This is a genomic window from Curtobacterium sp. VKM Ac-2865 (assembly GCF_015350905.1).
In the GTDB taxonomy this organism is placed as follows: domain Bacteria; phylum Actinomycetota; class Actinomycetes; order Actinomycetales; family Microbacteriaceae; genus Curtobacterium.
The window spans coordinates 136,656-159,087 of the sequence record NZ_JADKRZ010000007.1; the positions used below are offsets into that span (position 1 = coordinate 136,656).

Consider the following 22,432-nt stretch of genomic DNA (forward strand, 5'->3'; position numbering starts at 1 on the left):
AGCGGGCAGGAAAGGCGACGGTACCGCGTCAGCGGGTGTGCGTCGCGCGGGCGCGCACGGCGAGTGCGGTCCGGAGCGCGAGCCGGAGGGGCCAGAGCCACCAGGCCGGGTACTTCTGCGCCAGGAAGCGGTACGCACTCTCATGGTGCGCGCGACGCATCCGCTCGGACGATCCCTGGGTCGCCGTCCCACCGATGTGCGTCGCGGTGGCGGCCGGCTCGTACACGTTGCGGAACCCGGCCCGGCCGATCCGCCAGCCGAGGTCGACGTCCTCGAAGTACATGAAGTAGCCCTCGTCGAAGCCGCCGAGCTGGTCGAAGACGTCGCGGCGGACGAGCACGCACGCCCCCGACAGCCAGCCGGTGTCGCGTCGGACGTGGTGCGCGCCGCTCTGCTGGTACCGCTTGGTCCAGGGGTTGCCCTTCCACACGTTCGCGAACAGGGCGTGGCCGATGCCGGTGCGGATCGAGGGGACGAGACGAGCGGAGGGGTAGACCTCGCCGGTGGGCTCGAGCAGGCGCGGGCCGACGGCGGCGATGGTCGGGTCGGTGGTGGCGGTCTCGATGAGGCGGTCGAGCGCCAGCGGCTCGAGCACGACGTCCGGGTTGGACACGAGCACCCACCGGACGTCCGGGTCGAGCGTGGCGACTGCGCGGTTGACCGCCGTGCCGTAGCCGCGGTTGGCGCCGACCTCGAAGAACCGCGCCGAGGCCGCCTCGGTGATCCGGCGGAGCTCGTCGGCGTCGGCGGAGTCGTTGTCCGCGACCACGACTTCGACGGGTCGCGCGCTGGCGTCGGCGGTGGAGGCCAGGAAGGGCGGCAGGACGTCGGCAGAGCGGTACGACACGGTGACGATCGCGGCACGGTCGCCAGCAGCAGCAGCAGCAGCAGCAGCAGCAGCAGCAGCAGCACCAGCAGCATCACCCGTGTCAGCCGCGCGGTCGCCAGCGGCGCCCGCGCTGCCGCCGGTCAAGCGAACACCTCGACGTGCACCTGGGCGCAGGCCGCCCAGGTGAACCCCGCGGCGCGGCTGCGGGCCCGTCCGGTCCGCTCCGCGCGGACGGCGGGGTCCTCCGCGAGCAGCCGTTCGAGCGCGGTACGGATCGGTCCGGCGTCCGGTTCGGTGTAGGTCACGGTGTCGCCGCCGACCTCGGGGATCGCGAGGCGGTCGGTGGTCAGCACGTCGGCACCCGAGGCCATCGCCTCGAGCACCGGGAGCCCGAAGCCCTCGGCGGTGCTCGGGTACACGACCACGCGTGCGCCGCCCAGGAACGCACGGAGCTCGTCCACCGGCAGGTACCCGAGGTGGCGCAGGGGAGCGCCGGGTCGGTCGCCGGCGGTCTCGAGTTCACGTCGGGCGACGTCGTCCCAGCCGAGTCCGCCGGCCACCAGGAGCGTCGGCACGGGGCCGGCCGCCGCGTCGCGGAGCGCGCGGTGTGCCGCGATGAGCTCCGGGACGCGCTTGCGGGGCTCGACCGTCCCGAGGAACGCGATCCACTCGGTGTCGTCGGCGACGTCGTGCGCCCGGCGGAACCCCGCCACCTCGGCGTCCGAGGGCGTGTGGAACAGCGCCGGGTCCACCCCGAGGTGCGCGACGACGGTCGCCCGCCGCGCTGGACCGGCGAGACGGTCGAGCTCGGCCACGGTGGCCGCGCTCGGCGCGATCGTCGCACGGCTCAGCCGGCGGGCCAGCCGCGTCCAGGTACGGAAGAACAGCACCTTGAGTCGCGAGTGCGCCGCCGGGTCGCTGAAGAAGGTCGCGTCGTGCAGCGTGACGACGGTCCGGGAGGCCCGGATCACCGGGAACGTGTAGTGCGGGCTGTGCAGGACGGTCGCCTGCACGCGTCGGGTGAGCGCCGGCAGGCCGGTCTGCTCCCACACGAGCCGCAACGGGCGGGACGCGGTCCAGCCGGGAGCGGCGTGGTACCGGTGCGTCGGGGCGAGGTCCCGGAGCCAGGCCACGTCACCGCGCTTGGCGACGACGTCGACCCGCACGTCGAGTTCGGCGAGCCCGGTGAGGAGCCCGGCGATGTACCGAGCCACCCCACCACGGTTCGGCGGGACCGATGTGGCGTCGACCAGCACCGGGAGTTCCTGCAACGTCAGCCCTTGATCTGGCGTTCGGTGGTCGCGGTCCAGGCGATGCCGGACTGCGTGTCCTCGTCGACGACCACGAAGCGGGCGGCCTCGCGCTCGATGACGATGTGCTCGCCGGTCGGCTTGGCGAGGAACACGTGGACGAAGTACTGTCCACCGCCGAGCCGCAGGTCGCGCAGGTGCCACTCGACGGTCGCGGTGCCGCGGAGCGGGTCGTGCCGCGCCTGGGTCTGGCGGCTGTCGATGCCGAAGGCTGGGTTGCCGAGGTGGTTCTCGATCTTGATGCCGGCGCGCCACTCGGGCAGCACGTCGGTGTGCGAGAACGTCGCGCGGATGACCAGGTCGTCGCCGTGGTGGTGCTCCGCGCCGGGGGCACGACCGGGGATCTCGAGCTCGACGTGCTCGACCTTGCCCGGGTTGGCGTCCTCTTCCGGGTGTGCGGCCTCGGCCTCGGCGATGCGACGGCCCTCGAGGATCTCGCGGAAGTTCTTCACGGCGAGCCGGGCGGAGCCCTGGAACTTGACCTCGCCGTGGTGCAGCACGACCGCGGAGTCGCACAGTTCCTGGACCTGGCCGAGGGAGTGCGAGACGAGGACGATCGTGCGGCCCTGCGCCTGGAACTCACGGATCTTGTCGAGGCACTTCTTCTGGAACTGCTCGTCACCGACGGCCAGCACCTCGTCGACGAGCAGGACGTCGGGGTCGGTGTTGATCGCGACCGCGAAGGCGAGTCGCACGTACATGCCGGATGAGTAGAACTTCACCTGGGTGTCGATGAAGTCGCCGATGCCGGAGAACTGCAGGATGTCGTCGAAGCGCTCCTCGGTCTCCTCCTGCGTCTGGCCGAGGATGGCGGCGTTGAGGTAGACGTTCTCACGCCCGGTCAGGTCGGGGTGGAACCCGGCGCCGAGCTCGATGAGGGCGGCCAGCCGACCGCGGCGCTCGACGGAGCCGGTGGTCGGCTCGAGGATGCCGCCGATGGTCTTCAGCAGCGTCGACTTGCCGGAGCCGTTCGGGCCGAGCAGGCCGATCGTGGTGCCGGCCGGGATGTCGAGGTTGATGTCCTTGAGCGCCCAGAAGTCCTCGCTGTGCCGGCGTCCGGCGCGACCGAGGGTGACGACGCGCTCCTTGAGCGAGTTGTCCTTGCGGATCGTGAAGCGCTTCGAGACGTTCTTCACGGTCACGACGGCGGGGGCGTCGGAGAACGGCGACCGGGTCTCCTGGGTGAGTGCGTTGTCGATGCTCATCGGTTCAGATCTCCTGGGCGAAGTTGCCCTGCAGCTTGGCGAACACGCGCTGGCACAGCAGGAGTGCGACCAGCCCGACGACGCCGACGACCACGAGACGGATCAGCAGGTGCGACGGGTACTCGGAGTCGGCACCGGCGGTCCAGAACGCACGGTGGAAGCCGAGGATGGCCAGGGTGATGGGGTTGGTCGTGTAGAGGTCGAGGAGCCACCCCGGGGCGCGCGACGCGACCATCTGCCAGCTGTAGACGATCGGCGACGCCCACATGAGGAGCAGGACGAGGACCTCGACGAGGTACTGCATGTCGCGCAGGTAGACGTTCGCGGCGGCCAGCAGCAGCGCGAAGGCCGTGGCCCAGATCAGGATGACGAGCGTCGCGGGGAAGAAGTACAGCAGGTCGAGACGGATCCAGGCGAACCCGCTCTGCAGCACCGCGGCCGCGAGCAGCACGACGAGCTGCACACCGAAGTTGAACAGCGCCGCCCCGACGCTGGCCAGGGGGTAGATCTCGCGCGGCAGGTAGATCTTCTTGATCAGGCCGCCGTTCGACACGATGGACGCGGTGCCCGACGCGACGATCTCGCTGAACAGCCCGTACAGGGTCAGGCCCGAGAACACGTAGATCGCGAACTCCGGGATGTTGCGCGACGCACCGAGGATCTCACCGAGGACGTAGTAGTAGATCGCCAGCTGCACGAGCGGGCGGATCAGCGTCCAGGCGAACCCGAGCGCGCTGTCCTTGTACCGCGACTTCAGGTCGCGCCGGATCAGCAGGTCCAACAGCTGCCGGTGCGCGAAGATCTCGCGGATCGAACCGATGACGGCCGTGGCCGGGCGGCCAGCTGGCACCATCTGTTCCTGCCGGAGGCGGTCGAACCGCTCGGTGACGATGTTGCTCAAAGGGGGTCCTTACGTTTCGACGCGGGCGACGGGTCACTGTACAACGGTGACCGGGGGTGACTGCCTGAAGGTCAGCGCCCGTTCTTGCTCTCGCGCATGATCCGCGCACGGTTCTGCACCTTGTCGCGGAGTCCGGAGACGCCGTTCTCGCGCAGGTACCACGCGGCGAGGCGGACGTCGCGGGTGACCCCGTGACGGCTGTTCGCGATCTGGTGGAACCGCAGTTCGCGGGCCCGTGCGGGGCTCAGTGCGACCCGCGGGCGGCTGCCGGCCGACAGCGACCCGGCGGGCACCGCGGCCTCGTGGGCGCGGTCGGCGGCGACCTGCGGGTCCTTGCAGAACTCCACGAGCGGGGCGAGGGCACGCTCCCACGTGAAGTCCTCGCGGACGCGGCTGACGGCGTCGCGGGCGGCCTGTGCGGCCTCGGGGTCGTAGAGCATCGACTCGAGTGCGGCGGCGAGGCCGTCGACGTCGCGCTCCTTGACCGCGACGCCCATGCCCTCGGCCCCGACGAGGTCGCCGAAGCTGTCGCCGTCGGTCGTCACGATCGGCAGGTTCGCCCACATGTAGTCGAGGATGCGTGTGCGGAACGAGAACGTGGTCTCGATGTGGGCGAAGTGCGTCGAGACACCGGCGTCCGCCTCGAGCAGGTAGTTCTGGCGGTCGTCGAGGGCCACCCACTGCTCGTTGAAGAAGACGTGCTTGTTCGTCAGGCCGAGCTGGTCGCTGATCCGGCGGGTCTCGGCGACGATCGCCATCTCGGGGACGTCCGGGTTCGGGTGCGCGACGCCGAGGAAGAACAGCCGGATGTCGTCGTGTGTCTCGGCGACCTTGGCGATCGCGCGGACGAGCGACGGGGTGTCGAACCAGTTGTAGATGCCACCGCCCCAGATGACGACCTTGTCGTCCTTCCCGATGCCGGGCGTCACGCCGCGGATGGCGTTGCGCTCGTGCTTCGGCGGGGTGGAGTCCATGCCGAACGGGGCGATCGCGATGAGCTTCTTGAGGTTGTCGTCGGCGAGGTAGTTGTCCGGGTTGACCCGGCCGACGCCCGCGAGCTGGCCGAGCCAGAACAGGCGCTGCCGCTCCGAGGCGCAGAGGAAGAAGTCACCGCGTTCGAGCTGCCGGTTGATGACCTCGGTCGTCGAGGTCACCTGGTTGCGCCACCCGACGTCGCCGTTGTCCCGCGCCTGCTCGAGCTGCTCGAGGTGCATCGGGTCGTACAGGTCGACGACCATGATCTTGTTCGACTGCTGCAGCGTCTGGAAGTGGTGCAGGGCGTAGCCCTGGAAGAAGATGACGTCGGCCCACTCCTCGTGCTCCCGCATGGTGCGCTCGTGCTGGAGCGGCACCCGCGAGACGGCGAAGGCGTCGGACTTGCGGTTCGCCACGTTCCACGTCACGAGGCGGACGTCGTTGTGCTCGCTGAGGGCCTCGGCGATCTTCCACGCGCGCATGCCGGGGCCGGCCATCTTCTCGCCGAGCGCGTCACCGGTGATGACGAGCACGCGGGTGCGGTGCATCGGCTGCTCGACATCGAAGGCCTCGATGATCGCCTGGTAGCCCTCGAGGAAGTAGCCGTCCTCGAACAGCGGCTTGAAGGCGTCGCCGAACAGGCGGAACACCTCTTTGTCCGTCTTGACGCGCTGGCCCTGGATGCGGCGGCGCTCCTCGGACAGGCGGGGGAGGTCCGACACGAACTGGTCGAGGGCGTAGAGCCCGGCGACGGTCTCCTTCGACATCGGGGTCGTCGGGTCGAACTCGTCCGGTGCGCCGGTGAAGCGGCGGATGTCGAACTCCTCCGAGTCGCGGCCGCTCTTCGCGATCGCGCGGCGGGCGAGGAGGGCGAGGGCCGCGGGCAGGAAGGTGCCGAGGTTCTCGTCGGAGAGGTTCTTGTAGAGCAGGTGCAGGGCGTTCCGCTCGAGCAGGTACATCTCGCGGTGGTCGCCGAACGACTTCATCGAGCCGTGGTGCTTGTGGTAGACGACCGAGCGCGGCGCGAACCGGACCCGGTAGCCGAGCAGGTTGAGGCGCCAGCCGAGGTCCACGTCGTCGTAGAACATGAACAGGCCCTCGTCGAACCCGCCGACCTCGAGGAAGACGTCGCGCCGGACGAAGAGCGCCGAGCCGGTGCCGAAGAGCAGGTCCTGCGGCGCGTCGAAGCGGCCGTCGTCGAGCTCGGCGATGTGGTTCTTGTAGCCCATGCCGAACCAGCTCAGGCCGGACTCGACGAAGTCGATCGTCTTGCCCTCCCAGTCGAGGACCTTGCTCGCGACGGCGGCGACGCGGGGGCTCGGGGCGAACCCGGCCACGCCTTCCTTGACCCAGTTCACGTCGGGCTTGGCGTCGTTGTTGAGGAACGCGACCACGTCGCCGGTGGCCTCGCGCGCGCCGAGGTTGCTGCCGCCGGTGAACCCGAGGTTCTCGGCGGAGACGATGATCCGCACGTTGGCCTGGTCACCGATCGCGGCGCGCAGGCGTGCCTCGCTGTCGTCGCCGGAGCCGTTCTCGACGACCACGATCTCGAGCCGGTCTGCCGGCCAGTCGACCTCGCTGAGGCGGGCGATGCACTCGAGGGTGTCGTCCGTCCCACGGAAGTTGATGACGACGACGGACACGCGGGGCGCGTAGGTGGACACGGATTGACTCCATACGTCGGACGGCGGTGGTGCCCCGGAAGGCGGAAGCAACTATACCGATCGGGGTCAGGGGGCTCGGCGGACCTGGGAGACTGGCTCGCGTGGACGTCTCCGTCATCATCGTCGACTGGCACCAGCCCGCGCTGACGCGGCGTGCGGTCGAGTCCGTCTCGTCCCAGCGGCTGGACGCCAGCGTCGAGGTGGTGCTCGTCGTGAACGAGGCCGACGACGCCACCGTCGCCGCCTACCGTGCAGACCACCCGGGGATCGTCGTCGTCGCCGAGCGCACGAACTCGGGGTTCGCCGGGGGAGTGGCCCGTGGTATCGCCGCGAGTTCGGGCGACGTGCTGGTCTTCCTCAACAACGACGCGGTCGCCGACCACGGCTTCCTCGACCGCGGTCTCGCGGTGCTCGCCGCGGGGGGCGAGCGCGTCGCAGCGGTCGCGGCCACCGCGGTGCTGGAGGGCCGCTTCGTCCCCGTCGACCCGGGCTCGCCCCGGTCCGAGGACGACCTGGCCCGCGCCGACGGCCGGCGCTGGCGGCGCGCGGAGACAGGGCAGACCCTGGTGAACGGCACGGGGGTGGTGCTCGACCGGTCCGGCAACGGGCGCGACCGCGACTGGCTCCGTCCCCTCGAGGACGCCCCGGAGTCCGCACCGCTCTTCGGCTTCTCCGGCGGAGCGGCCTTCCTCCGGCGCAGTGCGCTGGCCGAGGTCGGTGGGTTCGACGAGTCGCTCTTCATGTACTACGAGGACCTCGACGTCGCGTGGCGCCTCCGCCTCGCCGGGTACGACGTCCGGCACGCCCCCGACGCCGTCGTCGTGCACCGGCACGCGGCCAGCTCCGGCAGCGACGGCCCGCTGGTCCGGTACCAGAGCATGCGGAACCGCCTGGCCGTCGTCCTCCGGAACGCCTCGGCCGGCATGGTCGCCCGTGTCCTGTCGCGGACGCTCGGGCGCATGGCCCGCGACCTCCTCCGCCCCGGTGCCGCGCAGCTCCCGCCCGCCGCGTGGCGGCGACTCGCCCTGGAGGCCCCTGCCGTGCTCCGGCACGCGCGTCGCGCCCGCCGGGCCGACGGGTTCGACCGGGCGGCGCGCAGCCGCGTCGAGGCACGGCTGACGCCCGCCGACTGAGCGGACGCACAGGTGGCACCCGGCGGCGCAGACGGCGGACCGCAGCGGATCTGCGCGGGGTGATCCGAGCCTCCCGTTCGGGGGCCGATCTGGGGGCTGTGTGATCACTGTGGTCCAGGTAGCCTGATGGGACCCGAGTGCATCGGTCGTTCGTCAGGGGTCGGCCGCTCGCGCAGAGCGCATCGCGCACGTCATCAACCCCGTCGACGCCCAAGGGAAGGCCCAACGACGTGAAGAAGGTCGTCGCCATCATCGCGAGCGTGCTCGCAGCAGCGAGTGTGCTCGTCGGTTTCCAGCTGTCCGGTCCGATCAGCGGACAGGAGTCGGCGTCCGCGCTGACGGGTTCCGCGTTCTCGGCCGGCAACATCATCTCGGACGCGAACTTCTACGACGGCGACGCCATGTCCGCCTCGCAGATCCAGTCGTTCCTGAGCTCCCAGATCGGCACGTGTGCCTCGAGCTCCTGCCTGAACAACGGCAAGTTCAGCATGAACTCCCGCGGCAGCGACCCGATGTGCGGTGCGGTCACCGGCGGGTCGAACCTCTCCGCCGCGGTGATGATCTCCCGCGTCGCCGTGGCGTGCAGCATCAGCCCGAAGGTGATCCTGGTGACGCTCCAGAAGGAGCAGACCCTGATCAACGGCAGCACGGCACGGAACCCCTCCGCGTCCCGGCTCGAGCGGGCCATGGGCTACGCCTGCCCGGACAACGCCGGTGGGCACTGCGACCCGGCCTACGCCGGCGTCGGCAACCAGGTCTACTGGTCCGCGTGGCAGTGGAAGCGCTACGGCAACCCGGCCGGCACCACCAACTACTTCACCTGGTTCAACCCGGGTGGCACGCGGCAGATCCAGTACAACGTGCCGACGTCCTGCGGCACGAAGCCCGTCGCCGTGCAGAACAAGGCGACCGCCGCGCTCTACTACTACACGCCGTACACGCCGAACACCGCGGCGCTGAACAACCTGTACGGCACGGGCGACTCCTGCTCGGCGTACGGCAACCGGAACTTCTGGCGCCTCTACAGCGACTGGTTCGGCTCGCCCACCGAGAACGCGAAGCCGATCGGCCGGCTCGACGGCGTCACCGGTGGTGGCGAGGTCGTGAACGTCCGCGGGTGGGCGATCGACACGACCACCACCGCCGCGACCAAGGTGCACGTCTACGTCGACTCGAAGGCGTCCCAGATCATCGCGAACACGACCCGGAGCGACGTCGGGCGCGCGCACCCCGGCTACGGCAACGCGCACGGGTTCTCGTCCGCGGTGACCGCTGACCCGGGCTCGCACAAGGTCTGCGTCTACGCGGTCAGCGTCGACGGTGCCCGCAACAGCACGCTCGGTTGCAAGACGGTCACCGTCGTCAAGGCGTCCCCGTTCGGGTCCGTCGACACGGCGCAGGCGGTCCCCGGCGGCATCCGGGTCCGTGGCTGGGCCATCGACCCGAACGCGCAGACCAAGCCGATCGGCGTCCAGGTCACCGTCGGGTCGACGACGACGAAGCTCACGGCGAACCGGGTCCGCAGCGACGTGTCCAGGGCGTACCCGGTCGCCGGTGCGTCGCACGGGTTCGACGCGGTCATCCCGACGACGACCGGCACGCAGTGGGTCTGCATCACCGGCGTCAACGTCGGGGCCGGCGCGGACAAGCTGCTCCGGGACTGCGTGTCCATCCGGGCGGTCGGTTCGGTGCCGACCGGACGCGTGGACAGCCTGACCACGACGGCGAAGGCCATCCAGCTCCGCGGGTGGGCCATCGACGGCGACAGCACCGGACCGGTCAACGTGGACGTGTACGTCGACGGCGTCGGCCGTCGGGTCGCGGCGAACGTCGCCCGGTCGGACATCGCCAAGGCGTACCCGGCCTACGGCGCGGCGCACGGCTTCACGGCGTCCGTCGCCGCCGCACCCGGCCCGCACCAGGTCTGCGTCTACGCGATCAACGTCGGCGCCGGTTCGGGCAACCCGACGCTCCTGTGCGACACGGTCGAGGTCGGGAGCGCCCCGGTCGGACGCCTCGACTCGGCCACCCCGGTCAGCGGCGGTGTCGCCGTCAAGGGCTGGGCGTGGGACGCCGACACCACGGCGGCCACCGCGGTGCACGTGTACGTCGACAGCGCCATGACGCCGACCACGGCGAACCAGTCGCGTCCCGACGTCCGTCGGGCCTACCCGGCAGCGGGCGCGGCCCGCGGGTTCGCCACCACGGTCGGGGCGGCCCCCGGTGTGCACCAGGTCTGCGCCTACGGGATCGACGCCAACGGCGGCACCAACACCACGTTGGGCTGCTCGACGGTGACGGTCCGCTGACCGCTGACCGCTGACCGCTGACCGTTGGCCGCCCGCGTCGTTCGCCGAGTCCGTCGGCTCGCGGCGCGGGCGGTCCCTGCGGGTTCCTTCACGCAGGGGTCCCCGCGGATTCGCCGCGGTCCGGGTCCGTCCGCCATGATGACCGACATGAGTTCCGCCGCCGTCACACCGATCGACGGCGGTCCACGGACACGACTGACGGCGCCCGCCTGGCTCGTCCGCGCCGCCGGTGTGGTGCTGCCCGTCGTCGTCGGACTCCTCGCCGCGGCGATCGCCTGGTTCCGGCTCCCCGCCGGGGCCCGCGACACGCTCTGGGCCGAGGACGCCGCGGTCTTCCTCACCCAACGACTGCAGCTCGGACCGTTCGCGTCCCTCGTGCACCCGTACGACGGGTACCAGCACCTGGTCCCGCGGCTCATCGCCGAGGTCGCCGTCGCGCTGCCCGCGGAGTCCTACGCCAGGACGGTCACCGCGCTGTGCTGTGCGGTCGTCGGGCTCGTCGCGGCAGCCACCATGGTGTTCGCCCGCCGGACCATCCGCACCACCGCCGTCCGCGCGGTGTTCGCGCTCGTCCCCGCACTGACCCCGGTCGTGGCCTTCGAGGTGCTCGGCAACAGCGCGAACCTGCACTCCTTCCTGCTCTTCCTGGTCCCCGTGCTGCTGCTCGTCCGCCCGCGGACCTGGGCCGGTTCGGTGGCCCCGGCCGTCACCGCGTTCGTCGTCGCGGTCAGCGAGATCCAGGCCGTCTACTTCGTCCCGATGCTCGTCCTCGTCCTGACCCCGCGGTCGCGACGGTCCTGGCCGATCGGCGGTGCCCTCGTCCTCGGACTCGGGCTCCAGATGCTCTCCGTCCTGACCTCGGCGCGCGTGCGGACCCCGATGCACCAGGACCCGTCCGACGTGGTCACGGGGTGGTTCCTCGAGCCCGTGCTCAGCACGCTCTACCCGAAGGCCGGCTCGGCAGCGGTGCGGCTCGCGCAGCTCGGCTTCGGGATCGCCGTCGTGCTCGCGCTGGTGTTCGTGGCCGCCGCGGCCGTGGTGCTCGTCGGGCGCTGGCGCCGCGGGGACGGACTCGGACCGCTCCGCACGCTGACGATCGCCCTCCTCGTCGGGTCCCCGCTCGCCTGGGCGGCCGGCGTCGTCCTCAACCCCACGCCGCTCATCGACTTCTCCGAGCACGGCATCACGTCGATCGGGCAGACCGGCTACGTGCGGTACGCGGCACCCGCCTCGATGTTCCTCATCGGGCTGGTCGTGCTCGCGGCGGAACGACTCGTCCGGATTGGACGCACCCGGGCGACGGTCGTGGCCGCGGTCCTCCTGGTCGGCCTCTGCGTCCTCCTCGGCGTGCGCGCCCTCCCGCACGACGTCGCACGGTCCGGGGCGCCGACCTGGAGCGCCGAGTTCCGCCAGGGGGAGCGTGACTGCGAGCGGGGAGCAGAGGACTCCCGGCTCGAACAAGCACCATGGGGGTGGGGAGCCACCCTGACGTGCTCGACGATCCAGGACGACGCCTTCCCGACCGACCAGCGCTGAGCACCAGCACCAGACCACCTCCAGCAGAGAGAACCATGCCCCACACCCCAGCCCCACGCTCGCTCGTCATCGTCCCCACCTACGACGAGGCCGAGAACGTCCACGAGATCGTCGGGCGGGTCCTCGACGTGGTCCCCGCAGCGCACGTCCTCGTGGTGGACGACGGCAGCCCCGACGGCACCGGGGACATCGTCGCCGCGATGGCGGCGGAGGACGATCGCGTGCACCTGCTCCGTCGCGCGGGGAAGCTCGGGCTCGGCACGGCGTACGTCGCGGGGTTCCGGTGGGGCCTCGAGCGGCAGTTCGACCTGCTCATCGAGATGGACGCCGACGGGTCGCACCCCGCCGACCGCCTGCCCGCGATGATCGAGGCCGTCGCCGGCGCCGACCCCGCCGCGGACGTCCTGCTCGCCATCGGGTCCCGCTGGGTCCCGGGCGGGTCGGTCGTCGACTGGCCGAAGCACCGTGAGCTCCTCAGCCGCGGTGGCAACGCCTACGCCCGGGTCATGCTCGGCCTCGACGTGCACGACATCACGGCCGGCTTCCGTGTCTACCGCGCCGAGGCGATCGCCCGGATGGACCTGGACTCGGTCGACTCCAAGGGGTACTGCTTCCAGGTCGACATGACGCTGCGGGTGCACGACCTCGGCGGCACGATCGTCGAGGTCCCGATCCAGTTCCGCGACCGCGTGCGCGGTGTCTCGAAGATGAGCCAGGCGATCGTCGTCGAGGCGATGCTCCGCACCACGCAGTGGGGCCTGCAGCGCCGGTTCGGCCGGCGCCGCAGCTCCTGATCGTCCCTGCTCAGACGCAGCTGAAGTCGTAGTCCTGCTCCACGCCCTTCGGACTGACGCCGACCCACTGGGTCATCTGCACAGTGCTCTCGGGGGTGAACGCGCCGCCAGCACATTGCCGTTGGGCTGCGGCGGCGCCGTCCCTGCCGCTCGTCGCCCAGTTCGGGAGTCCCCGCAGCGGACTCCCGGCTGGGATCGCACCAGCGATCAAGTTGAACTGGTACTTGTTCGAGTAGACACCGACGTTCGAGACACCGGCGGCCTTGAACCCGGCCACCATCCCCTCGATGTCCGCGCGGTTCTGCGTGCGGTAGTCCGGGTACTTCGCGGCGTCCTTCGCTGTGAGCCAGGACAATCCGGTCTCGACGTCGAGCCACCACCGGAACGACGACGGGTTCGGGACGTTCCTGATCGTCGCGTCTTCGTAGGCCCGGGTGTAGCCGTACATGAACGAGCACGCTGCGTTGAACTTGCCGGTGCAGGTCCCGTAGGGGTTCGACGCTGTCGGCCCCTCGGCCACGGTGTTGCTCCTCGGCCAGACGGCAGCGTTGTAACTCGGGTTCGCGGCGAGGACGTAGAGCTGTGTCTTTGCTTGTGCCGTTCCGCCTGTGGACGACGCTGCCCATGCGAGCTGCTGCGCCAAGCACGGGTTGGTCTCGTTGCCGAGCTTCCAGTTCACGCCGACGATGGCGAACGGGACGTTCGCGGGGTAGCCGGCGGCCGAACACCCTTGCGGCCACGACACGTCCGCCCCGATGCCGGACCCGGACGAGCCGTCCATGAAGTACCCCGCGACGTCGAGGTCGAGCGTCGCCGTCCCCGCGGACACCTTCGCCTGCACGCCGCGGTTCGCGGTGCTGCCGGTCACCTTCGCCATCACGAGGTTCGAGATCGCCCGGCCCGCACCGAAGACCTGCGTGGCGACCTGGGCGTCAGTGCCGGCCGGGGTGACGCGGAGGTAGCCAGCGGCGGTCGTGCGCTCGGTCTCGGCGTTCGCGACGACGGCGGTGGCGGTTCCCGGGACCCCGGCGGTGCCCGTCAGGCGGACCGTCCGCGGCGTGGTGCCGACCGGGCCGGCGTACGCGCGGGTGGTGTCGATCGGCACGAACACCGAGCCGCTGTCCGAGTTCGTGTAGTACCCGGAGACGTCCATCGACACGGTCGCGGTGCCGCTCGAGACCCGGACCTGCGCCGCCCCGCCGACGAGCTTCACGATGACCAGGTTCGAGACCGCCGTGCCCCTGGTGAACACCTGCGACGCGACCTGCGGGTCCTGCCCGGCCGGGGTGACGCGCACGTACCCGTTCGCGGTCGTGGCCTCGACCTGGGTGTTCACGGCGACGGCGGTGGCGCCGGCGGGGACTCCGCCGGTGCCCGCGAGCGGCACCCGGACCGGCGTGGTGCCGACCTGCTGCCGGAAGACGCGGGCGGCGTCCACGGGCGTGTAGGTCGCGCCGGCACCGTCGACGTAGTAACCGGACACGTCCATGAACACGGTGCCGGACCCGGCGGACAGCTTGACCTGGACGCCGCCCTTCGCGAGCTTCACAGTCGCGAGGTTCGAGATGGTCTGCCCGGCGGAGAACTCCTGGGTGGCGACCGACGCGTCGACCCCGGCGGGGGTGACCCGGACGTACCCGGCCGCCGTGGGGGAGCCGACCTCGACGTTGACGACGACCGCGGTCGCGGCGGCGGGGACCCCGGCGCGGCCGGCGATCGGGACGACCTTCGGCGCGGTGCCGACGCTGCCGGACCACACGCGGGTGGTGTCCACGGGCACGTACCGTCCGGTCGACGGTGCGGCGGCGTGCGCCGGTGTCGGTGGACTGACGACGAGGCCGAGGGTGACGAGCACGACCGCGACGAGCGCGGTGGCCAGGGCGATGAAGGCGGTCCGGTGCAGCGGGCGCGTCATGGCGTTCCTTCGTTCACGACCGTCCCCCTGACGGTCTCCGGGCAGTGTACGAGGTCCGGGCGAACTCCCGCCCCGTCGACGGCGCCGTTCCGCTCGACCTCCGGCCGCTCGACCTCCGGCCGCTCGACTTCCGGCCGATCGACCTCCGCCCGCGCGGCCACCGGTGCGGTCACCACCGGTGTGCGGAGGAACAGCACCACGAAGACGACGAGCAGCACCGCGCGCCCCCAGATGCCCACCGTCATCGCCTGGAACGCCCACGTCTGCGTGCCGGCACCGAGCGCGGTGGCGTAGGTGTTGCGGAAGAACCCGACGACGGCGCACAGGTCGGCCACCAGGTAGGCGCCGATCCACCAGCCGCCGACGCGCAGCACGACGAGGAACGGCAGCAGCCACAGGACGTACTGGGGCGACGCGACCTTGTTGCACACCATGTACACGGCCAGCAGTGCCGCGGCGGACTGCACCCAGGGCGTGGTCCCGCGGCGGAGTGCCAGCACGACGGTCACCACGAGCACGGCGAGGATGCCGAGCGCCGTCGCCGCGGTCGCCATCGTGCCCATCGTCTGCTGGAACGGACCGTCGAGGTCCGCCGACCGGGGCAGCAGCCCGTAGTACCAGATCGACAGGGTGGACGGCCCGATCGGTCGCGCGGCCTGGAACCGGAAGACCGACAGCCACCCCTCGAGGTTGATGAGCACGAACGGCACGTTGGCGGCGAGGACGACTCCGATCCCGGCCCCCAGGGCGGCGACGGTGCGACGGACCCGGGCGCCGAGCGGGGCGTCCCGGTCGAGCAGGGCCGCGACGGCGAGGGGCGCGAGGAACATCAGCGGGTAGAGCTTGAACGCCCCACCGACGCCGAACGCCGCCCCGGCCAGGGCGTAGCGGGTCAGGGGCGACCAGGTGCTCGGGGCGCGGAGCACCACCACCAGCCCCACGACCGTGCAGGCGACGGCGAGCAGGTCCCAGTTGAACGCGGCGTACAGCGCGAGCGGCGGCGTGGCGGCCCACACCCACGCGCGGCGCCCCGCGACCCGGACGAGCAGCAGCGTGACCACCACGGCGAGCACCCCGGCGACGACCCCGGTGACGAGCAGGAACCCGCGCGCGGTGTCCACGGGCAGCGCCGTCAGCCACACCCAGATCCCGGTGAGCGTCGGGTACTCGACGGTGCCGTGGCCGAGCTCGGACCCGTTGACGTAGGGGAACACGTGCTCGACGAGCCCCCGGGTGTTCCAGAGCGCCGCGACGTCGGACCAGCACCCGTACTGCGACACGAAGGCACCGCGCGGCACGTCGGCGGGGCCCGGCACCGTGCACGGCAGCTTCATGAGGACGTTGAGGGCCGTGAAGACGGCGGCCACGACGCACATGGCGACGCGCTCGAGCGTTCGGGGGTGCACCCCGACACCGTAGCGGTCCACCGGCGTCAGGCGGGGTGCTCGACGCGCGGCAGGTGGCGGCGCCACGACCGGCGGCGGGCAGCGACCACGAGCACCGTGGTGAAGACCATCAGCCCGGCTCCGGAGAGCAGGTAGCTCTCCGCGGCACTCGTCACCGCGAGCAGCACGAGCACGGCCGCCGGCCAGACGTAGGCGACGCCGGGGAACGTCGTCGCGGTCACCCAGGCACGCGCGAAGGCCAGGAGCGCGGCGGCGAGCAGCAGGAGCGCCCCGGCCAGGCCGATCTGCAGCCAGGCGTCGATGAAGGCGTTGAGGCCCGAGGTGTACCGCGCACCTGACGGGTCGACGAAGACGGCGAACGGCAGGACCTGCTCCGTCGGCCAGGTGCCGACCCATCCCCAGCCCTGGATCGGGTGCTGCTGGATGAGCACCTGGATCTGCGACCAGAGCGTCAGCCGGGTGGCGCTCCCACCGGCGGCGCCGATCTCGGCGAGGATCCGGTGTCGCGCGAGCACGGCCACCACCCCGACGACCACGACGAAGGCCCCGAGCACGCCGTTCACCACCGGCCGGGTGCGCGGCCGCGCGTGCCGGAGTGCCCAGAGCGCCAGGGCAGTCACGGCGAGGGCGATCATCGCGAGTCCGGTGATGGGTGACTGCACGAGCATGAGCGCGATGACGGCCAGCGCGGTCGACCCGATGGCCCGCCACATCGTCACCGACCGGGTGAGGAACTCGACCACGAAGGTCACGAGCGCGACCGCGGCGACGAAGCCCATGAAGTTGCGGGTGCCGCCGATGCCCTGGATCGGACCGCCGTAGGCGATGTCGCCGCGGATGCCGAAGCCGGGGATGGGGACGTCGAGCACCAGCCCGGACAAGACCTCGAGCCCGAGGGCCACCACGAGCAGGATGCGGAAGGCGTCCCCGGCGGCGCGGATCACCTGCACGAGGTCACGGCCGAGTGCCAGGTACAGCCCGAGCCCGATGAAGCCGACGGTCGCCACGAAGCCGCGCAGCGCGACCCACGAGTACTCGCTCCACAGCACGCTGAGCGCGCAGTACCCGACGAAGGCCAGCAGGGAGAGGGGCAGCACCCCGTGCCACTCGATGCGGTACCGCTGCCCGAGCAGGCTGAGACCACCCAGGACGACCAGGGTCACCAGGACCGCCCAGGTGCCGGCGGACCCGACCAGCGCCCGCACGGTCGGCTCGCCGAACGCGAAGAGCAGCATCACGGTCGCGAGCGCCTGACTGAACCGTCCGCCGGCCGAGAACCCGATCCAGGCGGACAGGTACCGCCGCGCGAGCGCGCGCCTGGTCACCCTGCCGTCCGTCACCCGACCATCTTGGACCACGCGGCCGGTCGACCGCCCCGCGGGGCCGGTGCGTCGACATCGCCGAGCGCGATGTCTCCACTATCGTCGATCCGCTATGACACGGACGACGACGAGGCTCCGCACCGTCCTCGGGGTGGTCGTGATCGCGCTCGCCGCCACGGCGACGGCCTGGGTCCGGCTGGGGCCCGTCGCCCGCGGTACCGGCTGGGCCGAGGACACCGGCCTGTTCTTCCGCGAGCACCTGGCGCTCGGCCCCCTCGGCAGCCTGTTCCACCCGTACGCCGGGTACCTGCACCTCGTGCCCCGGCTCGTCGTCGACGCCGCGTTCGCCCTGCCGATCGACCGCTACGCGCTCGCCGTCTCGCTGGTCTGCTGTGCCCTGGTCGGCACGGTCTGCGCCGCGCTGTTCGTGCTCGCCCGCGACGTCGTCCGACCGTGGCCGCTCCGCCTGGTGCTCGCCGCCGTCCCGGTGCTGCTGCCGACCGCCCCGTGGGAGGTCACCGGGAACGCCGCGAACCTGCACACCTTCGCGCTGGTGCTGGCGCCCTGGCTCTTCTCCTCCCGCCCACGGACCCGGTGGGGCGCCGCTGCCGCCGCCGTCGCCGCGGTCCTGGTCACCTGCACCGAGGTGCAGGCCGTGCTCTTCCTCCCGCTGCTGCTCGTGGCCTGGTGGCCGCGCGACGGTGACCACCGAGCGGCGCGCCGTGCGCTCCCGATGGCGGTGGCGGCGCTCGCCGGGGGGACTGCCCAGGTCGTGACGGCGCTCGTGACCGCGCGTGCCTCCAGGCCGGGGCACCCCGGCGTCACCGACGTCGTCGCCGGCTACCTGTTCAGCGTCGTCGGTGGGCTCGGGTCGTCGCACCTCGGCGCCGTGGGACGAGCGGTGGTCGCCCACGGCTGGGGCGTCCTGGTCGTCCCGGCGGTCGCGCTGCTGGCCGTGCTCGTCGTGGCGACGCTGCGCGGCCCATGGTGGACGCGCGTGCTCCTCGTCGCGCTCACACTCGGGTCCGCCGTGGTCTGGGGCGCGGCGCTCGTCGCGAACGCGTCGGCGGACGCCAGGTGGTCGACCGCCGCCCCTGCGGAGCTCGTGGCCGCGACGCCGTCCCGGTACGCGGCCGCCGCGGGCCTGCTCCTCACGATGGCGGTCGTGGTCGCCGCGGCCACGCTGGTGGACGCGGAGCGTCACGCAGCCCGGCCGACCTCCGACGCGGTGCCGGTGACCCGGTCGGGAGGCACGTCCCACGTCGTCCGCGCGGCCGTCGGCTGGGTCGTGGTCGCCGCCCTCGTCACGACGTGGGTGGGTGCCGTGGGTCCTGGCCCGACGACCCGCGACGGCGGTCCGGAGTGGCAGCCGCAGGTCCAGCGGGCCGTCACGCTCTGCCGCGCCGCCGACCGCGCGGCGTCGGTGCCGATCCGCACGGCCCCGTGGGCAGCCGACGTGCCGTGCGCCCTCGTGCTCCGCGCCGACCGGTCGACCGGGCACCGCTGACACGGCGGGGGTCCGGGGCGGGTCCAGCGCGTCGGGCTCAGCGAGTGGGGCTCAGCGGGTTGGCTCAGCGGGTCGCGTGCCGCCGGAACTCGCGCTTCGCCGAGGGGGTGCGCGGGCCGTCGCCGGCCGACACCGGTTCCTCGCTGACGAGCACGATGCGCGACTTGACGGCGATGAGCGCGAACAGCACCCAGTTGCCCTGGTAGAGCAGCCGCGACTCCGCGACGGACTGCACCAGCAGCGCGACGACGACGAGGAGCGGCAGGAGCGACACCGGGTCGAAGCGGCGTGGCTGCAGGCTGGCGTCGTAGCCGATCCGGGTGGCCGAGGACCACGAGCGGTTCAGGGTCGTCAGCACGTACAGCGCGAACAGGACCAGGCCGACGATGCCGGTCTGCATCCAGACGTCGAGGTACGCGTCGTGCGCCTGCAGGTACGTCACGCCGTTGCGCGGGGCGAGGTCCGCGAGCTCGGGGATGCTCGGCCACCAGTAGCCGATCCAGCCGAGCCCGAGGACGGGGTGCTCGTGCACCTGCCCGAGGACCGCGTGCCAGATCTCGCCGCGGCCGGTGAAGTCCGCGCTCTTGCCGAGCAGCCCCGCGACGACGCCGCGGGACAGGACGCCGACGACCACGACGACGGCCGCGATGCCGGCGATCGCCAGGTACCTCGGGGTGCGGCGCTCGGTGGGGACCCGGCGCACGGCCAGGGCGGCGAGGAGCACGAGGGCGACGACCGCGGCGGCGACCACGACCGTCGAGGACCGGGTCAGCAGGAACACGACGGCGGCGACGACGAGCCAGCCGACCGCACGGTTCCGACGGATCCGACCCTCGGCGAGCTGCAGGCCGACGGCGATCGCGGCCAGGAGGGCGACCATCGCGAGCAGGTTGGCGTTGCCGGGCAGGCCCTGGATGCGCCCGCCCGTGAACAGCTCGGCGCGGGAGAAGTAGAACGCGTCCGGGATCTTGCGGTCCCCGTAGTGGGTCCAGATCGGGGCGATGGGGTGCCGCACGACGACCGCCACGACCGCCTCGAAGAGCAGGGACAGGCCGAGCACCCACCGGAACGCCAGGCTGATCGCGTCGAGCACCCGACGCCAGGTCAGCCCGGACGCGATCGCGAACGCGACGAGGGCGCAGAGGACCTGCGCGACGAGGCTGGCGACGGTGGCGAAGCGCCAGTGCGACCACGCCACCGAGACCAGGCACCAGGCCAGGAAGAGCCACAGCGACCGCGGGGTCCGTCGGAGGGTGGGTCGGGCACGGACGACGATCGCGACGCCCCACGCTCCCTCGAGTGCCCAGACCACGGCGGCGCCGTACCAGGTGAGCATGTTCGGGACGGCGTCCCCGGCGAACAGCGTGAAGAGCACCGCGGTGGCGAAGGCGAAGACCTCGCGCTCGGGAACGGTGCCGCGCGCCAGGGGCCAGGTGTTCGTCACGAGGACAGGCTAACGCCCGGGGACGGCCGCGCTCACCGTCCGGTCGACTGCAGTGCCCGGGCGATCCTGGCACCCAGGAACGGTGCGAGCGTGGTGGCGTAGGTCGCCGTGAGGTGCGTGGGGTCCCGGTGCACCACGACGCCCCCGATGACCGCCGGGCAGCTGTCCGCCGTGCAGTACCAGTCGGTCATGTCGACGTACCTGGCCATCGCGCCGATCCGGGACGCGGCCTGCTGGGACCCGTCGAACGACGCCGTCGCCTGGGCCCGGGGGAGGTCGCACGCGGTCGTCGTCGGTCCCCGCATCTGCGCCAGGCAGTCGAGGGTGTCGGGGCGCGCGACCGGGTTGTCCCGGATCGCCACGACCGGAACGCCGTTGTCGGTCGCGGCCCGCCACGCCCCGACGAGCCCGTCGACGACGGTCGCCTCGTTGGTGCTGCCCGCGGGGACGATGCCCGGGCTCTTCGTCGTCGCGTGCGTCACGACGACGCCGTCGAGCTCGTCGGCGTGGGTGGTGATCCAGGCGGTCGCGGCGCGTTTCCAGCCCTGGCAGGTGTCCGTGTAGGCCTGGGACGGCGCCCACTGCTCGGCGGTCGTGAGGTAGCAGCCGATGTGCCCGGCGACGTCGATCCGCCAGTGCCGCTGCTCGGCGATCGCCCGGTACGCCGAGATCAGGGCGTTGCTGTGCGAGTCCCCGACGGCGAGCAGGTGCTTCGTGTACCCGGTCCTCGGTCCCAGGGAGCAGACGTTGAAGTCCGCCGTGGTGTTCGACCAGCACGCGTCGCGGTTCTGGTCGTCCGCCCCGGCGGCAGCGGGCGCCGGCACGCGGACGTCGGCGAGCCGCGGGTCGACGCAGGGGTCGGCCGACCCGATGCGGGCGTCGGCGCCGAAGCAGGCGACGTCACCGGCCTGCAGTCGCTCCTGGTACGCGGCGGCCTGGTCCTGCTGCACCTGGAGCGCGCCGAGGGTGCTCGCTCCGAGCGCGACGACGAGCACCGTGCTGAGGGCGCCGTAGAGCGCGACACGACGCGGCCGGAGGGCACGGGCCCACGAGGACGAGCGCAGGGGCTCCTCGACCAGGAGCGTCGTCAGCGCGGCGACCACGACCGACCCGACGAGCACGACGGCCTTCGACCGCAGGCCGAGCGGGTGCCCGAGGACGATCGGCAGCAGCACGACGGCCGGCCAGTGCCAGAGGTACACCGCGTAGGAGATCCGGCCGAGGAACGCCACCGGGGCCAAGCGCCCGAGCACGGCGAGACCGGAGTGGCCGCCGAGCAGCACCACGAGCGTCGCGCCGACCACCGGCAGCAGCGCGGCGGTGCCGGGGAACGGGGTCGCCGGGGTGATCGCCCACAGGGCCGCGAGGAGCAGGACCAGACCCAGCCACGAGCCTCCCGACCGGACCCACCGCGCCACGCGCGTGCGCGGAGCCGACAGCACGACCGTGGACGCGAGCCCTCCGAGCGCGAACTCCCAGGCCCGCGTCGCCGTCGAGAAGTAGGCGATGCCCGGCGCGGTGCGGGTCTCGACGACGCACCAGACGAAGGAGAGCACGACGACCGCGGCGAGCAGCACCCGCGCCGTCCGGACCGGGGAGCGCCAGCGCGTGCGGCGGAGTGCCAGTGCCAGCAGGGCCAGCAGGACCGGCAGGGCGATGTAGAACTGCTCCTCGACCGAGAGCGACCAGAAGTGCTGGAACGGCGACGGCTGGTTGTCCGAGGCCAGGTAGTCGACGGAGTCGGCCGCCAGCTGCCAGTTCTGCACGTACACCGTGGACGCGATCAGCTCGCGGCCGTACTGCCCCCAGAGCGTGCTCGGGACGGCCAGCAGCACGGCCGTGCCGGTGGCGAGCAGCGTCAGGAAGGCGCCGGGCAGCAGCCGCTTCGCCCGCCGCGCCCAGAACCGACCCAGGGCGATCCGCCCCGTCGCCACCTGCTCGCGGAGCAGGTGGCCGGTGATGAGGTACCCGGAGATGACGAAGAACACGTCCACGCCCACGAACCCGCCGGGCAGCCGGTTCGGCCACAGGTGGTAGACGACCACGGCGAGGACGGCGAAGGCCCGCAGCCCCTGCACGTCCCACCGCGTGGTGTCGCGGACCCGCGGCCGCGGAGGCGCCGATGTGGGGTCGAGGAGTGCAGACATCGCGGAGAGTCTATGTATCGCGGATCGTCCACAGC

Annotated in this window: 15 protein-coding genes; 5 read left to right on the forward strand and 10 right to left on the reverse strand. The window is 72.0% G+C overall.

What is annotated here, in order from left to right; all coding sequences use genetic code 11:
- Positions 1-28: 28 nt before the first annotated feature.
- The 5 genes from ITJ54_RS16330 to ITJ54_RS16350 all read right to left on the reverse strand — a co-directional run bounded on the left by ITJ54_RS16330 (position 29) and on the right by ITJ54_RS16350 (position 6,884).
- Entirely contained in the window at positions 29-973 is a 945-nt protein-coding gene (locus ITJ54_RS16330) for a glycosyltransferase family 2 protein (RefSeq protein WP_194630100.1), read from the reverse strand.
- The gene (locus ITJ54_RS16335; RefSeq protein ID WP_323741766.1) at positions 970-2,043 is read right to left on the reverse strand and encodes a glycosyltransferase family 1 protein; all 1,074 of its coding nucleotides are present in this window, start codon (positions 2,041-2,043) and stop codon (positions 970-972) included. Before ITJ54_RS16335 ends, ITJ54_RS16330 begins: the two co-directional genes overlap by 4 nt.
- 59 nt (positions 2,044-2,102) lie before the next feature.
- Entirely contained in the window at positions 2,103-3,344 is a 1,242-nt protein-coding gene (locus ITJ54_RS16340) for an ABC transporter ATP-binding protein (protein ID WP_194630102.1), read from the reverse strand.
- 4 nt (positions 3,345-3,348) lie between these two features.
- Positions 3,349-4,245 carry an ABC transporter permease gene (locus ITJ54_RS16345; protein WP_228509557.1) on the reverse strand — a complete coding sequence of 299 codons (897 nt, stop codon included), beginning with the start codon at positions 4,243-4,245 and terminating at the stop codon, positions 3,349-3,351.
- 71 nt (positions 4,246-4,316) lie between these two features.
- The gene (locus ITJ54_RS16350) at positions 4,317-6,884 is read right to left on the reverse strand and encodes a glycosyltransferase (protein WP_194630104.1); all 2,568 of its coding nucleotides are present in this window, start codon (positions 6,882-6,884) and stop codon (positions 4,317-4,319) included.
- 101 nt (positions 6,885-6,985) lie between these two features.
- Between ITJ54_RS16350 and ITJ54_RS16355 the strand changes: the two genes are divergently transcribed.
- The 4 genes from ITJ54_RS16355 (at position 6,986) to ITJ54_RS16370 (ending at position 12,656) form a co-directional block, all read left to right on the forward strand.
- Positions 6,986-8,017 (forward strand): glycosyltransferase family 2 protein, encoded by a 1,032-nt coding sequence (locus tag ITJ54_RS16355; protein WP_194630105.1) that lies wholly within the window; start codon positions 6,986-6,988, stop codon positions 8,015-8,017.
- A 230-nt stretch (positions 8,018-8,247) separates the two neighbouring features.
- Entirely contained in the window at positions 8,248-10,326 is a 2,079-nt protein-coding gene (locus ITJ54_RS16360; protein WP_194630106.1) for a hypothetical protein, read from the forward strand.
- Between the two features lie 147 nt (positions 10,327-10,473).
- Positions 10,474-11,862 (forward strand): hypothetical protein, encoded by a 1,389-nt coding sequence (locus tag ITJ54_RS16365; protein ID WP_194630107.1) that lies wholly within the window; start codon positions 10,474-10,476, stop codon positions 11,860-11,862.
- A gap of 35 nt (positions 11,863-11,897) precedes the next feature.
- A complete protein-coding gene (locus ITJ54_RS16370; protein WP_194630108.1) occupies positions 11,898-12,656 on the forward strand; it encodes a polyprenol monophosphomannose synthase in 759 nt (252 codons plus the stop codon).
- Positions 12,657-12,666: 10 nt separating this feature from the next.
- Here the strand turns inward: ITJ54_RS16370 and ITJ54_RS16375 are convergent, their stop codons facing one another.
- The 3 genes from ITJ54_RS16375 to ITJ54_RS18395 are packed head-to-tail and all read right to left on the reverse strand — an operon-like array spanning position 12,667 to position 17,317.
- On the reverse strand, positions 12,667-14,571 hold the full coding sequence (locus tag ITJ54_RS16375) for a hypothetical protein (protein ID WP_194630109.1): 1,905 nt from the start codon (positions 14,569-14,571) through the stop codon (positions 12,667-12,669).
- Positions 14,568-15,977 (reverse strand): glycosyltransferase 87 family protein, encoded by a 1,410-nt coding sequence (locus ITJ54_RS16380; protein WP_194630110.1) that lies wholly within the window; start codon positions 15,975-15,977, stop codon positions 14,568-14,570. The genes ITJ54_RS16375 and ITJ54_RS16380 overlap by 4 nt, the downstream gene beginning before the upstream one ends.
- Before the next feature lie 26 nt (positions 15,978-16,003).
- Positions 16,004-17,317 (reverse strand): O-antigen ligase family protein, encoded by a 1,314-nt coding sequence (locus tag ITJ54_RS18395; RefSeq protein WP_194630111.1) that lies wholly within the window; start codon positions 17,315-17,317, stop codon positions 16,004-16,006.
- 94 nt (positions 17,318-17,411) lie between these two features.
- Here ITJ54_RS18395 and ITJ54_RS16390 point away from each other — a divergent pair, with 94 nt between their 5' ends.
- The gene (locus tag ITJ54_RS16390) at positions 17,412-18,806 is read left to right on the forward strand and encodes a hypothetical protein (RefSeq protein ID WP_194630112.1); all 1,395 of its coding nucleotides are present in this window, start codon (positions 17,412-17,414) and stop codon (positions 18,804-18,806) included.
- Positions 18,807-18,870: 64 nt separating this feature from the next.
- On the opposite strand, the gene ITJ54_RS18400 is transcribed toward ITJ54_RS16390, so the two are convergent.
- Both ITJ54_RS18400 and ITJ54_RS16400 read right to left on the reverse strand, forming a co-directional pair.
- Positions 18,871-20,250: an O-antigen ligase family protein gene (locus ITJ54_RS18400; RefSeq protein WP_194630114.1), complete on the reverse strand. Its 1,380-nt coding sequence runs from the start codon at positions 20,248-20,250 to the stop codon at positions 18,871-18,873.
- Between the two features lie 32 nt (positions 20,251-20,282).
- A complete protein-coding gene (locus ITJ54_RS16400) occupies positions 20,283-22,397 on the reverse strand; it encodes an acyltransferase family protein (protein WP_194630116.1) in 2,115 nt (704 codons plus the stop codon).
- Positions 22,398-22,432 lie beyond the last annotated feature (35 nt).

Excerpts from the sequence above, each read along its gene's own strand:
- ITJ54_RS16340 (WP_194630102.1), bottom strand. The coding sequence starts at position 3,344 with ATGAGCATCGACAACGCACTCACCCAGGAGACCCGGTCGCCGTTCTCC.
- ITJ54_RS16365 (WP_194630107.1), top strand. The coding sequence starts at position 10,474 with ATGAGTTCCGCCGCCGTCACACCGATCGACGGCGGTCCACGGACACGA.
- ITJ54_RS16370 (WP_194630108.1), top strand. The coding sequence starts at position 11,898 with ATGCCCCACACCCCAGCCCCACGCTCGCTCGTCATCGTCCCCACCTAC.
- ITJ54_RS16375 (WP_194630109.1), bottom strand. The coding sequence starts at position 14,571 with ATGACGCGCCCGCTGCACCGGACCGCCTTCATCGCCCTGGCCACCGCG.
- ITJ54_RS16390 (WP_194630112.1), top strand. The coding sequence starts at position 17,412 with ATGACACGGACGACGACGAGGCTCCGCACCGTCCTCGGGGTGGTCGTG.
- ITJ54_RS16400 (WP_194630116.1), bottom strand. The coding sequence starts at position 22,397 with ATGTCTGCACTCCTCGACCCCACATCGGCGCCTCCGCGGCCGCGGGTC.